The sequence below is a fragment of the Xanthomonas sp. WHRI 6108 genome, assembly GCF_040202385.2.
In the GTDB taxonomy this organism is placed as follows: Bacteria; Pseudomonadota; Gammaproteobacteria; order Xanthomonadales; family Xanthomonadaceae; genus Xanthomonas; species Xanthomonas arboricola.
This window is the reverse complement of record NZ_CP168198.1, coordinates 748,109-762,304: the sequence shown is the minus strand read 5'-3', so window position 1 is coordinate 762,304 and position 14,196 is coordinate 748,109. Positions and strand designations below refer to the sequence as shown.

Genomic DNA, 14,196 nt, shown 5'->3' with positions numbered 1-14,196 from the left:
CCCCGGGCGGTTGCCTGCCCGTGCGGCCGATGGCGAGCGCTTGCCGGCTACTCAACCCGCGCCGGCTGGGGACACCGTGCATGTCGCTGGCCGCGTCGGCGCGGGCCTGGCGCAGCAACCGCAGTGATGGCGTGACGCATGCCGCCCATGCGCGGCGTGCACCCGCCTGCGGCCCGGCCGCCAGGCGATTGCCGGATCGCCTAGACCACCGGATGGCTGCGCGGGCTGTCATGCCCGTCGCGTACCAGACGCCGGCCACCGGAAAACTTGGCGCGATACATCGCCGCATCGGCGCGGCGATACAGCTCGGTGGCATCCAGGCCACGCTCGCACACCGCGCTGCCGGCGCTCACATGCAGCGGCGCCTCGTCGGCATCCTCGCGTTCGAGCATCGACAGCCATTGATTGAGCTTGAGCGTGGCGTCGTCCTCGCTGGCATGCACGCCGATCAGGAACTCGTCGCCGCCCCAGCGCCCGATCCAGTCCTGCGCGCCCAGCCAGCCGTAGGCCGACTCCACCAGCCGCACCAGCACGCGATCGCCGGCCAGATGGCCAAAGCGGTCGTTGATCGGCTTGAGGTTGTCCATGTCCAGCACGAACAGCACGAACGGCCAGCCTTCGCGCTGCGCGGCGGTGACCGAGTCGCGCATCGCCTGTTCGCAGCCGCGCCGGTTCAAGGCTTCGGTCAGCGGGTCGAACAAGGCGTGCTTCTTCAGATCGCGCATGCCGGCATCGATGCCGCGCAGGCTGCGATTGATTCCGCGCAACAACCGCCCCAGTTCGTCGTCGCCATGTTCGGGCAGGCTGGGCAGACGTTGATCGGCGTAATACGCATCCAGTGCGTCGGCGGCGATGCGCAGCGGTGCGAGCAGACGATACAGGGCCGACAGAGTCGCCGCAGTGCCAGCCAGCGTGGCCAGCAGCGCCACGATCACCACCGACCACAGCGGACGCCCGCTCAACTCGCTTTGCGCGGCCAGCCAGGCGATCAACAACAGCAACGGCAGGTGGATGCCGACAAAGGTCACCGCCAGCAGCTTGGCGCTGAAGGAGCGGGGAAACACGCGCGACAACCCTGCGTACAAGCGCATCCACGTCTCCGGCAAAAGAGCGCCTAGTGTCGCCGACCGTCAGTGGAGCCAACGCGACGGGAGTCTCAAAAGTTTGTCGGCAAACGCACCTGCGCACAGTGCAATCGTGCGGCAAGCGAACACGAGCATGGCGTACTCGTGCGATGTCCGACGCGCGATGTCCGGCGCATGCTGCGCGCCGGACCGGACGCTCAGATCACGCTGGGTCGGATCCGGGTCAGATCTTGTAGCCGGAGTGGATCGCCACGATGCCGCCGGTCAGGTTCTTGTAGTGGCAACGCGCAAATCCGGCCTCGCCCATCATGCCCTTGAGCGATTCCTGCGGTGGGTGCTTGCGGATGCTTTCTGCCAGGTACTGGTAGCTGTCGGCGTCGCGTGCGAACAGCTGGCCCAGCCTGGGCAGGATCTTGAACGAGTGGAAGTCGTAGATCGGCTTGAACCAGTCGGCGGTGACTTCGGAAAACTCCAGCACGCGCGCCTGCCCGCCCACCTTCAACACGCGGTACATCTCGCGCAGCGCGGCGTCCTTGTCGGTGACATTGCGCAGGCCGAAGGAAATGGTCACCAGATCGAAGCTCTGATCCGGGAACGGCAGCGCCTCGGCATTGCATTGCACGTAATCGAAGCCGGCCACCAGGCCGCGGTTGGTGAGCCGGTCGCGGCCCACCGACAGCATGCCGGCATTGATGTCGCCCAGCACCACCGCGCCCTCGTTGCCGACGCGCTCCTTGAGCAGCACGGCGATGTCGCCGGTACCGCCGGCCAGGTCCAGCACACGGTCGCCCGGCTTCACCTGCGCGGTCGCCACGAAGTAGCGTTTCCATGCGCGGTGCACGCCCAGACTCATCAGATCGTTCATCAGGTCGTAGTTGCGCGCGACCGAGGTGAACACTTCGCCGACCAGCTTCTGCTTGTCCTTGGCAGCGACGTCGCGGAAGCCGAAATGGGTGGTACCGGAGGTATAGGGGGATTCGCTCATGGGCGGATTATCGCACTGCTGACGCCGCCATGACCGCAACCGGACCACAATCGCTGCCTTCCCTGCGACCGGCCCTGCGAGCCCTGCGTGCACGACAAGTACGTCCAGCGCGACTGGCAGCCCCACGAGAAGCCCACCCTGCCCGGGTCGGCCTCCACCCCCCTGCACTCCACCCGGCGGCGCATCCAGTACGGGCTGGTGGGCGTGGTGGTAGCGCTGACCGGCGGGCTGAGCAATGCGCTGGTCACCGCCAACCTGACCTATCTGCAGGGCACGCTGGGCGCCTACGCCACTGAAATGGCCTGGCTGCCGGCCGCCTACGTGATGACCAACATGTCGGCCAACCTGCTGCTGGTGAAGTTCCGCCAGCAGTTCGGGCTGCGGCGCTTCACCGAGATCTTCCTGGCGCTGTATGCGGTCATCGCCTTCGCGCATCTGTTCGTGCACAGCCTGAGCTCGGCGATCACCGTGCGTGCCGCGCACGGATTGGTGGGCGCCGCGCTCAGCTCGCTGGGTCTGTATTACGTGATCCAGGCGTTCCCGGCCAAATACCGGCTCAAGGCGGTGGTGACCGGGCTGGGGGTGACCCAGCTGGCGCTGCCATTGGCGCGGGTGTTCTCCACCGATCTGCTGGAATTTGCGCAGTGGCAGGGCCTGTACCTGTTCGAACTGGGCCTGGCGGTGTTCGCGCTGGCCTGCGTGCTGGCGCTCAAGCTGCCGCCCAGCGACCGCTATCGTGTATTCGAGCCGCTGGATTTCCTCACCTTCAGCCTGTTCGCGGCCGGTTCGGCCGGGCTGGCGGCGGTGCTGTCGCTGGGGCGGCTGCTGTGGTGGACCAGCACGCCGTGGCTGGGCGTGGTACTGGCGGCCTCCATCGTGCTGCTGTGCATGGCGGCGTGGATCGAGCACAACCGCCGCAACCCGATGATCAACACGCGCTGGCTGGCCAGCGGCGACATGCTGCGGCTGGGCCTGGCGATCCTGCTGATCCGGCTGGTGCTGTCCGAGCAGAGCACCGGCGCGATCGGCTTCTTCCAGACCCTGGGACTGGCCAACACGCAGCTGCAGACCCTGTTCGCGCTGATGTTGCTGGGCGCAGTGGTCGGCGTTGCCGCCAGCGCGTGGCTGATCAATCCGGCGCGGGTGGCCGAACATCTGATCATTGCGGTGGCGGCGATCTGCATCGGCTGTTTCATGGATGCCGATGCCACCAGCCTCACCCGCCCGGAGCAGATGTACGTCAGCCAGTTCCTGCTCGCGTTTGGCAGTACCTTCTTCATCGGCCCGGCGATGGTGGCCGGGCTGGGTCGGGTCATCGCCCAGCCCGGCAACCTGATCAGCTTCATCGTGCTGTTCGGCATGGCACAGAACATGGGCGGCCTGCTCGGCAGCGCGCTGCTCGGCACCGTGCAGGTCGTGCGCGAGAAATACCATTCCAGCCAGCTGGTCGAACATCTGGCATTGACCGACCCGCAAGTGGCCGCGCGTGTGCAGGCCTATGCCGCGCTGTACGGCCGCAGCATCGGCGACCCGGCCCTGCGCCAGGCCCAGGGCGTGCGCGCCCTGGGCAGCGTGGCCACGCGCGAAGCCAATGTGCTCGCCTATAACGACGTGTTCCTGTTGATCGGCTGCATCGCCATCGCTACCGGGCTGTGGATCCTGTCCGTGCTGGTGTGGCGGCGTTATCTGCGCCCACCCGCTTCGTCCCCCTCTCCTGCTTCCACCGCGCGCCCATGAATACACCTGCAGCTTCAACCTCTCCTGCCGATCTGCAACGTCGCAGGCGCCGCCGCATCGGTGGCGTGATCGGCTTCGGCGGGCTTGCGCTCATCGGCGTATTGCTGGTGCTGTATGCATGGCGCCTGCCGCCGTTCGTCAGCGCCGTCGAGCGCACCGAGAACGCAATGGTGCATGGCCAGATCACGGTGATCGCGCCGCAGGTCAGCGGCTATGTCACCGAGGTGCCGGTGCAGGACTTCGCCCACGTCAAACACGGTCAGTTGCTGGCCAGGATCGACGACCGCATCTATGCCCAGCAGCTCGAACAGGCCAGGGCGCAGCTGCAGACCGCCCAGGCCAACCTGTCCAACTGGGACCAGCAGCGGCATAGCGCCGATGCCACCATCGCCGAACAACGCGCCGCACTGAGCAGCAATCAGGCCCAGCGCGACCGCACCCGCTCGGCGTATGCGCGCGCGCAGCAGCTGGCCGAGCAGAAACTGGTATCCGAACAGGATCGCGACACCGCCTTCGCCGCACGTGCGCAGGCCGATGCCGGCGTGGCACAGGCGCGCGCCGCCGTGCAGGCCGCCGAGGAGAATGCACGCAGCGTCACCGTCAATCGCGCCGCCCTGGAAGCGGCGGTGGCCAATGCGCAAGCGGCCGTGCAACTGGCGCAGATCAATCTGGACAACACGCGCATCCTGGCCCCGCGCGATGGCCAGCTCGGCCAGCTCGGCGTGCGCCAGGGCGCCTACGTCACCAATGGCACGCAGCTGATGTCGCTGGTGCCGGACACGCTATGGATCGTGGCCAATTTCAAGGAAACCCAGATGGCCAAGATCCGCATCGGGCAGCGCGCCAGCTTCACCGTGGATGCGCTGGACAATGCGCGCCTGCACGGCCGTGTGCAGGAAATCTCCCCCGCCGCCGGCTCGGAATTCAGCGTATTGCCGGCCGACAACGCCACCGGCAACTTCGTCAAGATCGCCCAGCGCATTCCGCTGCGCATCAGCGTCGATCCGGACCAGGCGCTGGCACCGCGGCTACGCCCGGGCATGTCGGTGGTGGTGGCGATCGACACCGACAGCGCGGTCGACTGACGCGACACAGCCGCTATCATGCGGTGATGTCGTCCCTGTCCCCATCCTCGCTGCACTGGCAATGCCTGCGCTTCGACCAACTGAGCACCACGCAGTTGTACACGCTGCTGCGGCTGCGCTCGGATGTGTTCGTGGTGGAGCAGCAGTGCGCGTATCCGGAGCTGGATGGCAAGGACAGCCTGCCGGGTGTGCTGCATCTGCTCGGTAGCACCGACGACGGTGCGTTGGCCGCCTATCTGCGCGTGCTACCGCCCGGTGTGAGTTACCCCGAGCCGAGCATCGGCCGGGTAGTGATTGCCGCCACGCAGCGCGGCCACGGCTTCGCACACGCATTACTACAGGAAGGCTTGCGGCTGGTGCACCGGCAGTGGCCCGCCAGCGCCGTGCAACTCGGCGCGCAGGCGCACCTGCAGGCGTTCTACGCCGCACACGGTTTCACGCCCTCGTCCGCACCGTATCTGGAAGACGGCATTCCCCACATCGACATGCTGCGTCGCGCCGACGCCGCCACCCAGGAGCCTGCATGATCACCACCCCCGACTACCGCGCACTGCTCGACACCGCCATTGCCGAAGCCCGCCAGGGCCTGGCCGAAGGCGGCATCCCGATCGGCGCGGCGCTGTACCACAACGACGGACGTCTGCTCGGTTGCGGCCACAACCGCCGCGTGCAGGAAAACGATCCCTCCGTGCATGGCGAAACCGATGCCTTCCGCAAGGCCGGCCGGCAGCGTCGCTACAAGGACACCATCATGGTCACCACGCTGGCGCCGTGCTGGTACTGCAGCGGGCTGGTGCGCCAGTTCAATATCGGCACCGTGGTGGTCGGTGAGTCGGTCACCTTCCAGGGCGGCGTGTCCTGGCTGCGCGAGCACGGCGTCACTGTCATCGACCTGCAGAGCCAGGAATGCATCGACCTGCTGGGCGGCTATATCTCGGCCAACCCCGACGTGTGGAACGAGGATATCGGCGAGGACTGAGCGGTTTGGGTGCAGAGCGCTTGATCTGCGGCTTGGCTGCGAGGCCCTTGCCCGCCCACCATCGCAGGACACGCCGCAAGTACGTCCATGTAGGCTCTTACGCGGCATCCATGCCGCGTAAGGTCCCGCGACGGTGGGCGGGCAAGGACCAAGTCGAGATGGTCGGTGTGCTTGCTTAAGAGCAGCAAGGGCAGTGCGTGATGCGCGCCGTGACCCTGATGCGCCGGCTCGAAGTCCGACGCACGTTCGGCAAACATTTTTTCACGCGGCCACCGACCAACTCTCTAGTGCGGTGCCCTCGCCGTCAGAGGATATAGCGGCTAAGGTCCGGGTCCTGCACCAGTTCGCCGAGCTGCGCATCGACGTAGGCCGCATCGACCGTGACGCTCTGGCCGTCGCGATCCGGCGCCTCATAACTCAGCACATCGAGCAGACGCTCCAGCACTGTATGCAGGCGGCGCGCGCCGATGTTTTCCTGCCGCTCGTTGACCTGCGCGGCGATCTCGGCAAGGCGCTCCACTGCATCGGCGCCAAAGGTCAGGCGCACGCCCTCGGTCTGCAGCAGGGCTTCGTACTGCTTGATCAACGCCGCCTTGGGCTCGGTGAGGATGCGCACGAAATCGGCCTTGGTCAGCGCGGTCAATTCGACACGGATCGGGAAACGGCCCTGCAATTCGGGAATCAGATCGCTTGGCTTGGCCAGATGGAACGCGCCGGAGGCGATGAACAGGATATGGTCGGTCTTGACCGTGCCGTACTTGGTCGACACGTTGGAACCTTCCACCAGCGGCAGCAGATCGCGCTGCACGCCCTCGCGACTGACATCGCCGCCGTTGGAGCCGGCTTCGCCACGCTTGGCGACCTTGTCGATTTCATCGATGAACACGATGCCGTGCTGCTCGCAGGCTTCGATCGCCGCCGCACGTACGTCGTCTTCGTTGACCAGCTTGCCGGCTTCTTCTTCGATCAGCAGCGGGCGCGCGGCCTTGATGGTGAGCTTGCGCTTCTGCGACTTGCCGCTGCCCAGGTTGGAAAACATCTGCCGCAGCTGCTGGCCCATTTCTTCCATGCCCGGTGGGGTCATGATGTCCATGCTGGCGTTGACCGCCACTTCCAGCTCGATCTCGCGCTCGTCCAGCTCGCCGTTGCGCAGCATGCGGCGGAACTTGATGCGGGTGTCGTTGTCCTGCGCCGAGGGCTCGTTGCGCGCCGCTTCCGGATCGAACCCGATCCCGGCCGCACGGCGCGGCAGCAGCGCATCCAGGAGGCAGTCTTCGGCGCGTTCTTCGGCCTGGTTGCGCACGCGCACCTTGGCCTGTTCGCGATACAGCTTGACCGAGGTGTCGGCCAGGTCGCGAATGATCTGTTCCACATCCTTGCCGACATAGCCGACTTCGGTAAAGCGCGTGGCTTCGACCTTGACGAACGGCGCATTGGCCAAGGTGGCCAGGCGCCGCGCGATCTCGGTCTTGCCGACGCCGGTCGGGCCGATCATCAGGATGTTCTTGGGCATCACCTCGTTGCGCAGCTCTTCGGGCAGCTGCATGCGACGCCAGCGATTACGCAGCGCGATGGCAACCGCACGCTTGGCATCGTGCTGGCCAACGATATGACGGTCGAGCTCCTGCACGATTTCGCGCGGAGTCATGGTTGAAGTATCGGAATTTGGCATTGGGGATTGGGGATTCGTAAAAGCGGAGTAGGAACGATCGATGCGTGTCCGGGCGCAGGGAAAGGAGTGCTTTTGCGAATCCCCAATCCCAAATCCCGACTCACAGCTCTTCGACCACCACATTGCGATTGGTATAAATGCAGATATCGCCGGCGATGTTGATCGCTTCGGTGGCGATGGTCTTGGCATCGAGCTCGGTGTGCGCCAGCAGCGCGCGGGCAGCCGACAGGGCGTACGAACCGCCCGAACCGATGGCGATGATGCCGTCTTCCGGTTCGATCACATCGCCGGTCCCGCTGATGATCAACGAGGTTTCCTTGTCGGCGACCGCAAGCAGCGCTTCGAGCTTGCCCAGGCGGCGCTCGGTGCGCCAATCCTTGGCCAGCTCCACGGCGGCACGGGTCAGTTGCCCATGCTTGTCGAGCTTGGCTTCGAACAGCTCGAACAGGGTGAACGCATCGGCGGCGGCGCCGGCAAAACCGGCCAGCACCTGCCCCTCGCGGCCGAGCCGGCGCACCTTGCGCGCATTGCCCTTCATGACGGTGTGGCCGAGGGTGACCTGGCCATCGCCGGCAACGGCGACATGCCCACCACGCCGAACCGAGATGATGGTGGTGGCGTGAACGATGTTGGGGTTCTGGCTGGGGTCCATGGGTCCTCCGGGGGTTTCCAATGAGGTGGGGACGCCCCTGCCGGGTTCAAGCATGCTGCGCGCATGCGGCGCGGGCGGCTGATGCAGCGCGCTCAGACGGCAGACAGCATGCGTGTGTGCTCCCGGCACGCAGGCATCGAGCAGCCGCACACGAGAACGATTGGGAGCGTGGTGTGCGCTTCGGGATGAACCGGGCGATCGTCGCCGGCGCGGAGACGCTGCTGCGCAAGCCTGTCACCGCAGTATGCGGCCGTCATATGCGCATCACTGCAACAAACGCTCCGGCCCGAATAACCACGCAGGCCCGCGCATGGATCCGCGTACTAGCGCCGATGCCTGCGCTCTAGCCCCTCTCCGAATGGGAGAGCGGCTCTAGAGCGGCGATTCGCACGCGGCGGTACTTCAGAGAAGTGCTTAACCGCTACGCGCAACACACGCCGCGCCACTCACTCAGCAGCTTTCTTGCGCCTGGCGCGCGGATGCGCGGCGTCGTAAACCTTGGCCAGGTGCTGGAAATCCAGATGCGTATAGATCTGCGTGGTGGCGATATCCGAATGGCCAAGCAATTCCTGCACGCCGCGCAGGTCGCCGGAAGATTCGAGGATGTGGCTGGCAAAGCTGTGCCGCAGCATATGCGGATGCACGTCCTTGAACATGCCCTGGCGCACCGCCAGTTGCTTGATGCGGATCTGTACTGCACGCTGCGAAATCGCACCGCCGGCGCGGCCGGGGAATACATGGGTGTCGGCACGTCCGCCGCTGTCGCGCAGCCAGTCGCGCAACGCGCCGATCGCATGCGAGCCTACCGGCACCAGGCGCTGCTTGCCGCCCTTGCCGAGCACCATCACCAAGCCGCTGTCCATATCCAGGTCGCGCCAGCGCAGCGCGCAGAGCTCGCTCAGGCGCAGCCCGGACGAATAGAACAGCTCCAGCAAGGCGCGATCGCGCAGGCCCAACGGCGCGTCGGTCGGCACCTCGACCAGACGCACCGCTTCATCGGCATCCAGTACCTGCGGCAATTTACGTGGCGCCTTGGGTGCACGCAGCGCCGCCGCCGGACTTGCGGCAATGCGGCCATGCTTGAGCAACCAGGCGTAATAACTGCGGCATGCCGACAGGCGACGCTGCAGGCTCTTGGGCGACAACCCGCGCCGGTGCTCGGCCGCAACGAACTGCCGCAACTGTGCGCTATCGAGCTGCGCCACATCGTCGATGGCCTGTTCGCCGGCCCAGCTCACCAACGCAGCAAGATCGCGCTGGTAGGCATCCAGCGTATGCGCAGACACCTGCCGCTCGACCTGCAGGTATCCCAGGAAATCGTCGACCGACGCCACCTCAGACTCCCCGCTGCCGCACCATCGGCGCGGCCATCCAGCGCAGGCTGCACGCATCGGCGCACCCTGCACGGCGCATCATGTGTCGAAGCGCTGCAAGGCCACGCCCAGGGACTCGCCCATCATGCGCAGGAACAAGGTGCCCATGCCGGGATAAAAGCGGTTGGCGTCGCTGCTGCCGACCGCAATCAGGCCGATGCCGGGCAACGGCAGCAGCGCGGTGGATTGCACGTTGGCAGCCTGGTCGGCGTACAGCAGCGCGTGTTTTTCCGCCTGCAGGCGGCCGCAGATCGGCTCGCCATCGCTCAGGCAATCGCGGAACGGGGCAAGCCGCGCATCGTCGGCGGCGATGACCTGCAGCCAGTCGGCCTCCAGGCCGGTGACCGGCTTGAGCAACACCAGCCGCACCAGTTCGCCATTGAAATCTTCCGCCAGCGAGGCGGCCATCGCCTTGAGCGTGTCGGCCGCGCTGGTCTGGCGCATCAGCGCCAGGGTCAGTTGATGCGTGCGTACCGCCAGGCGCTCGTTGTCCTGCGCATTGTGGCCAAGCTCGTGCAGGCGCCGCGACAGCTCGCGGTTCTTGTCGCGCAGCACTTCCAGCTGATAGGTGGCCAGCGAGGCGGTGGGGCCGTCGTCGCGCGGCACCAGCAGACTCACCGCCAGATCCGGGAACTGCTTGAGGAAGGTCGGGTGGCGCCGCAACCAGGTTGCCACTTCGTGCGCGCTGAATTTGTCCGTGTTCTCGCTCATCAGTTCCACTCTCCATCGAAGACGAACACGGCCGGGCCTGACATCACGACGTCCTGTTGTTCGCCGGCCCAACGGATGCGCAGCTCGCCGCCGGGCAAGGACACCTGCACGTCGCGCTCGACACGGCCACGCTGCATCAGCACCACCGCCGCCGCGCAGGCACCGCTGCCGCAGGCCAGGGTTTCGCCGACGCCGCGCTCGAACACGCGCAGGCGCACATGCGTCGGGTCGACCACCTGCACAAAGCCGACGTTGACCGAATCGGGGAACGCGGCGTTCTGCTGCAACAGGCCGCCGACGCGCTCCACCGGCGCCGCGTCCACCCGCCCCACTTCCACCACGGCATGCGGGTTGCCCATCGACACCGCGCCAAAGCGCACGGTTTCGCCATGCACCGGCAGCGCGTATTCCTCGCGCGCATGCGCAAAGCCGGCCAGCGGGATCTGCGTGGGCTCGAACTGCGGCACGCCCATCGCCACCGCATAGGTGCCGGCGTCCAGACGCTGCACGCGGTGGGAGGTGAACGGGCTATCGATGACGAAGTCATCGCCCTGCGCGGTGCCGTCGCGCACCAGCCAGGCCGCCACACAGCGCGCGCCGTTGCCGCATTGGCGCGCGGCCGAGCCGTTGGAATTCCAGATGCCGTACGCGGCCACCGCCTCGCTGCTGCGCGGGGGTTCGATGGTCAGGATCTGGTCGCAGCCCACCCCGAAATGGCGGTCGGCCAGGCGTGCGGCCAGCGCGGCATCCGGCGGCGGCGTGCCGTCGCGCAGGTCCAGCAGCACGAAATCGTTGCCGGCGCCATGCATTTTGGTGAAACGCAGACGCCCGCTGCGGCCGTCAGCGCTCATTGCCGCTGCTAGCGGGCTGGTCGGTGGTGGGCGCGGGCTGCGTATCGGTGTTCACCGGCGCAGGCGCAGGCGAGGACTCATCCAGCGGTTGCGGCGCATCCGGCGGCTGCAGCACCGGCTGGGCTTCCACCGGCACCGGCTTCTGCGGCATCACCAGCGGGCCCTTGTTGCCGCAGGCGGCAAGCAGGACAAAGGTCGCACCAACCAGTGCGAGACGAACAGACGGTCGGGACATGATGCTCATGGCCGAAGTATAGCCAGAACACCCTGACTGCCGTGCGCTCAATGCGCAGCGGGCAGCGCGCGCGGTGGCGGCTCGGGGCGCAGCCACAGCCAGATCGCCACCACCGCCATGCTGCCGATCGACAGGCATTTGACCCAGAACACCGGCACGCACCACAGCATGATGCCGGCGCAAACGGTCATGGTGAGCGTGGCCATCCACTTGGCCTTGCGGCTGACCGCGCGATAGGTCTGCCACTCGACGATCGCCGGGCCGAAGCGCGGGTGCGAGAGCAGCCAGTTGTGCAGGCGCTCGGAGCCGTGCGAGGCCGCCCAGGCGGAAATGAGGATGAACACGGTCGTCGGCAGGCCGGGCACGAAGATACCGACGATGCCGGTCGCCAGGCTGGCGTAGGCCAGCAACCACCAGGCCCAGCGGAATCGAGTCGGTCGCGTCATGGGTAAATGATACGGCCAGCGGGCGCCGAGATGGTCCGGGCATCCCCCTTCTCGCACCGGGAGAAGGGGCCCCAAACGGCGGATAAGGGGACGTCTGCACGCAGGATTGGGCGGGTTTTGCTTACCAATCCCCAATCCCGACTCCCCAATCCCCGCCCCTCAACTACTTGACCCCGAGCTGATCCAGCACAAACGCATACGACTCGGCGAGTTCGCGGTAACGGCGGAAGCGGCCGGACTTGCCGCCATGACCGGCCTCCATGTTGGTGCGGAACACGATCGGCTGGGTACCGGTGTTGTCGTCGCGCAGCTTGGCCACCCACTTGGCCGGCTCCCAGTACTGCACCTGCGAATCCCACAGACCGGTGCCGACGAACAGGGCCGGGTAGGCCTGCCTGGTCACGTTGTCGTACGGGGAGTAAGACAGCATGTAATCGTAATAGGCCTTCTTTTCCGGGTTGCCCCACTCGTCGTATTCGTTGGTGGTGAGCGGGATGCTGGCATCGAGCATGGTGGTGACCACGTCGACGAACGGCACCTGCGCGACCATCACGCGATAGTCCTGCGGGGCCATGTTGGCCACCGCACCCATCAGCAACCCACCGGCGCTGCCGCCGGAAGCGGCGACGCGGTCCTTGGCGGCATAGCCCTGTTCCACCAGGCCGCGGGTGACGTCGATGAAGTCGGTGAAGGTGTTCTTCTTGTGCAGCAGCTTGCCGTCGTCGTACCACTGGCGGCCCATTTCCTGGCCGCCGCGGATGTGCGCGATGGCATACACCACGCCACGGTCCAGCAGGCTGATCGCCGGCAGATTGAAGGCCGGGTCCATCGACATGCCGTAGCTGCCGTAGGCGTACTGGAACAACGCCGCAGTGCCGTCCTTCTTGAAGCCGCGCCTGTACACCAGCGACACCGGCACCTTGACGCCGTCACGCGCGCTCACCCAGACGCGCTCGGTGACGTACTTGCCGGCGTCGTAACCGATCACCGGCTGCTGCTTGAGCAGCTTGCGCTCGCCGGTCCGCGTATTGAGTTCGTAGGTGGTCGCCGGCGTGGTCAGCGAGGTATAGCTGTAGCGCAACCACTCGGTGTCCGGCTCGGAATTGACCGCCAGGCCCATCGAATACGCAGGCTCGTCCGCCTTGACGTACTCATGACTGCCATCACCCTTGAGCAGGCGTACGCGTTCCAGCCCGCCGGAGCGCTCTTCGATCGCGGTAAACCCGTCGAACAGCTCGAAGTTTTCGATATAGACCTTGTCATCGTGCGCCACCCAGTCGGTCCACTGCTTGCGCGTGGTCGCATCGGTGGGTGCGGTCACCAGCTTGAAATTCTTGGCGCCATCGGCATTGGTGCGGATCACCCAACGGCCATCGAAATGCTCGGGGTGATATTCGACATCGCGCTCGCGCTTGGCCAGCAGAGTGAACCGCTCGGGATTGTCGGCCGGCGCATAACGCGTCTCCGACGACACCGTGCTTTCCACGCCGATGGTGATGTACTTGTCGTCGCGGGTACGGCCGATGCCCATGTAGAAGCTGTCGTCCTTCTCCTCGTACACCAGCACGTCGTCCTTGGAGGGCGTGCCCAGCACGTGTTTCTTCACCCGCACGGTGAGCAGCGTTTCCGGATCGTTCTCGACATAGAACAGGGTCTTGTTGTCGTCGGCCCAGACCACGTTGGCCGACACGCCTTCCACCGTATCGGGGTAGATCTCGCCGGTGTCCAGGTTCTTGAAGCGGATCGTGTACTGGCGACGGCCCACCGCATCGTCGGCCCAGGCCAGGATGCGATTGTCCTGGCTGACTTCCGCATCGCCGACGCTGAAGTAGCCCTTGCCCTGCGCCATCTGGTTGACGTCGAGCAGGATCTGTTCCGGCGCGTCCATGCTGCCCTTGCGGCGCGCCTGGATCGGGTAGTCCTTGCCGGCCTCGAAGCGCGTGTAATACCAGTAGCCACGCTCGCGATACGGCACGCTGGCGTCGTCCTGCTTGATGCGCCCGACGATCTCGGTATACAGCGTGTCTTCCAGCGGCTTGAGCGGCGCCATCACCGTGTCGGTGTAGGCGTTCTCGGCGTTGAGATAGGCCAGCATCGCCTTGTCCTCACGCTTGTCGTCGCGCAGCCAGTAGTAGTCGTCGTTGCGGGTGGCGCCGAACGGGGCCTTGACCACATGCGGACGCTTGGCCACGTCCGGTGGCGGCGGGAGAGCTGCGAAGGCGGAAGGAACAGATGTGGTCATCAGGCTGGCGATCAGAAGGGCGAGGACAGGCTTCATCAGATTGGGGTCCGTTGGATGAACGCAATGCCATCCCAGCACCCGAGTGTGGAAGAGCCCGGCCGGGAGCGTCATGTGCCCGAGGTCATGCTGCTCTATCCTCTTCG

General features: G+C 66.0%; 14 protein-coding genes. 4 read left to right on the top strand and 10 right to left on the bottom strand.

Annotated elements, in window-relative coordinates; all coding sequences use genetic code 11:
• Nucleotides 1-200: 200 nt before the first annotated feature.
• A complete protein-coding gene (locus ABQ039_RS03250) occupies nucleotides 201-1,091 on the bottom strand; it encodes a GGDEF domain-containing protein (RefSeq protein ID WP_024940237.1) in 891 nt (296 codons plus the stop codon).
• 217 nt (nucleotides 1,092-1,308) lie between these two features.
• Nucleotides 1,309-2,070, bottom strand: coding sequence for a bifunctional demethylmenaquinone methyltransferase/2-methoxy-6-polyprenyl-1,4-benzoquinol methylase UbiE (ubiE, locus tag ABQ039_RS03245; RefSeq protein WP_016903622.1), 762 nt, complete (start codon nucleotides 2,068-2,070; stop codon nucleotides 1,309-1,311).
• An 87-nt stretch (nucleotides 2,071-2,157) separates the two neighbouring features.
• On the opposite strand from ubiE, the gene ABQ039_RS03240 reads away from it, so the two are divergent.
• The 4 genes from ABQ039_RS03240 to ABQ039_RS03225 are packed head-to-tail and all read left to right on the top strand — an operon-like array spanning nucleotide 2,158 to nucleotide 5,871.
• Nucleotides 2,158-3,807: an MFS transporter gene (locus ABQ039_RS03240; protein ID WP_184381255.1), complete on the top strand. Its 1,650-nt coding sequence runs from the start codon at nucleotides 2,158-2,160 to the stop codon at nucleotides 3,805-3,807.
• Entirely contained in the window at nucleotides 3,804-4,892 is a 1,089-nt protein-coding gene (locus tag ABQ039_RS03235) for an HlyD family secretion protein (protein WP_104571068.1), read from the top strand. The genes ABQ039_RS03240 and ABQ039_RS03235 overlap by 4 nt, the downstream gene beginning before the upstream one ends.
• Nucleotides 4,893-4,918: 26 nt before the next feature.
• The gene (locus ABQ039_RS03230; RefSeq protein ID WP_065032124.1) at nucleotides 4,919-5,419 is read left to right on the top strand and encodes a GNAT family N-acetyltransferase; all 501 of its coding nucleotides are present in this window, start codon (nucleotides 4,919-4,921) and stop codon (nucleotides 5,417-5,419) included.
• Nucleotides 5,416-5,871, top strand: a complete 456-nt coding sequence (locus ABQ039_RS03225) for a nucleoside deaminase (RefSeq protein ID WP_016903626.1) — start codon at nucleotides 5,416-5,418, stop codon at nucleotides 5,869-5,871. The genes ABQ039_RS03230 and ABQ039_RS03225 overlap by 4 nt, the downstream gene beginning before the upstream one ends.
• 304 nt (nucleotides 5,872-6,175) lie before the next feature.
• Here the strand turns inward: ABQ039_RS03225 and hslU are convergent, their stop codons facing one another.
• From hslU to ABQ039_RS03185, 8 genes are all read right to left on the bottom strand, one after another.
• Entirely contained in the window at nucleotides 6,176-7,543 is a 1,368-nt protein-coding gene (gene hslU, locus ABQ039_RS03220) for an ATP-dependent protease ATPase subunit HslU (RefSeq protein ID WP_349778149.1), read from the bottom strand.
• 100 nt (nucleotides 7,544-7,643) lie between these two features.
• Nucleotides 7,644-8,195: an ATP-dependent protease subunit HslV gene (gene hslV / locus ABQ039_RS03215; protein ID WP_005997221.1), complete on the bottom strand. Its 552-nt coding sequence runs from the start codon at nucleotides 8,193-8,195 to the stop codon at nucleotides 7,644-7,646.
• A 446-nt stretch (nucleotides 8,196-8,641) separates the two neighbouring features.
• Entirely contained in the window at nucleotides 8,642-9,529 is an 888-nt protein-coding gene (xerC, locus tag ABQ039_RS03210) for a tyrosine recombinase XerC (protein ID WP_349778148.1), read from the bottom strand.
• 78 nt (nucleotides 9,530-9,607) lie between these two features.
• On the bottom strand, nucleotides 9,608-10,279 hold the full coding sequence (locus ABQ039_RS03205) for a DUF484 family protein (RefSeq protein WP_160955229.1): 672 nt from the start codon (nucleotides 10,277-10,279) through the stop codon (nucleotides 9,608-9,610).
• Entirely contained in the window at nucleotides 10,279-11,130 is an 852-nt protein-coding gene (gene dapF, locus ABQ039_RS03200) for a diaminopimelate epimerase (RefSeq protein ID WP_349778147.1), read from the bottom strand. Before dapF ends, ABQ039_RS03205 begins: the two co-directional genes overlap by 1 nt.
• Nucleotides 11,120-11,374: a lipoprotein gene (locus ABQ039_RS03195; RefSeq protein WP_016903632.1), complete on the bottom strand. Its 255-nt coding sequence runs from the start codon at nucleotides 11,372-11,374 to the stop codon at nucleotides 11,120-11,122. Before ABQ039_RS03195 ends, dapF begins: the two co-directional genes overlap by 11 nt.
• Before the next feature lie 38 nt (nucleotides 11,375-11,412).
• Nucleotides 11,413-11,811, bottom strand: coding sequence for a YbaN family protein (locus ABQ039_RS03190; protein ID WP_046345683.1), 399 nt, complete (start codon nucleotides 11,809-11,811; stop codon nucleotides 11,413-11,415).
• A 163-nt stretch (nucleotides 11,812-11,974) separates the two neighbouring features.
• Nucleotides 11,975-14,089 (bottom strand): S9 family peptidase, encoded by a 2,115-nt coding sequence (locus tag ABQ039_RS03185; RefSeq protein WP_349778146.1) that lies wholly within the window; start codon nucleotides 14,087-14,089, stop codon nucleotides 11,975-11,977.
• Nucleotides 14,090-14,196: the final 107 nt, after the last annotated feature.

Coding starts and splice junctions, on each gene's coding strand:
- ABQ039_RS03190 (WP_046345683.1), bottom strand. CDS start 11,811: ATGACGCGACCGACTCGATTCCGCTGGGCCTGGTGGTTGCTGGCCTAC.
- dapF (WP_349778147.1), bottom strand. CDS start 11,130: ATGAGCGCTGACGGCCGCAGCGGGCGTCTGCGTTTCACCAAAATGCAT.
- ABQ039_RS03185 (WP_349778146.1), bottom strand. CDS start 14,089: ATGAAGCCTGTCCTCGCCCTTCTGATCGCCAGCCTGATGACCACATCT.
- ABQ039_RS03250 (WP_024940237.1), bottom strand. CDS start 1,091: ATGCGCTTGTACGCAGGGTTGTCGCGCGTGTTTCCCCGCTCCTTCAGC.
- ABQ039_RS03205 (WP_160955229.1), bottom strand. CDS start 10,279: ATGAGCGAGAACACGGACAAATTCAGCGCGCACGAAGTGGCAACCTGG.
- ABQ039_RS03225 (WP_016903626.1), top strand. CDS start 5,416: ATGATCACCACCCCCGACTACCGCGCACTGCTCGACACCGCCATTGCC.
- hslV (WP_005997221.1), bottom strand. CDS start 8,195: ATGGACCCCAGCCAGAACCCCAACATCGTTCACGCCACCACCATCATC.
- ABQ039_RS03235 (WP_104571068.1), top strand. CDS start 3,804: ATGAATACACCTGCAGCTTCAACCTCTCCTGCCGATCTGCAACGTCGC.
- ABQ039_RS03195 (WP_016903632.1), bottom strand. CDS start 11,374: ATGAGCATCATGTCCCGACCGTCTGTTCGTCTCGCACTGGTTGGTGCG.
- hslU (WP_349778149.1), bottom strand. CDS start 7,543: ATGCCAAATTCCGATACTTCAACCATGACTCCGCGCGAAATCGTGCAG.
- ubiE (WP_016903622.1), bottom strand. CDS start 2,070: ATGAGCGAATCCCCCTATACCTCCGGTACCACCCATTTCGGCTTCCGC.
- ABQ039_RS03230 (WP_065032124.1), top strand. CDS start 4,919: ATGTCGTCCCTGTCCCCATCCTCGCTGCACTGGCAATGCCTGCGCTTC.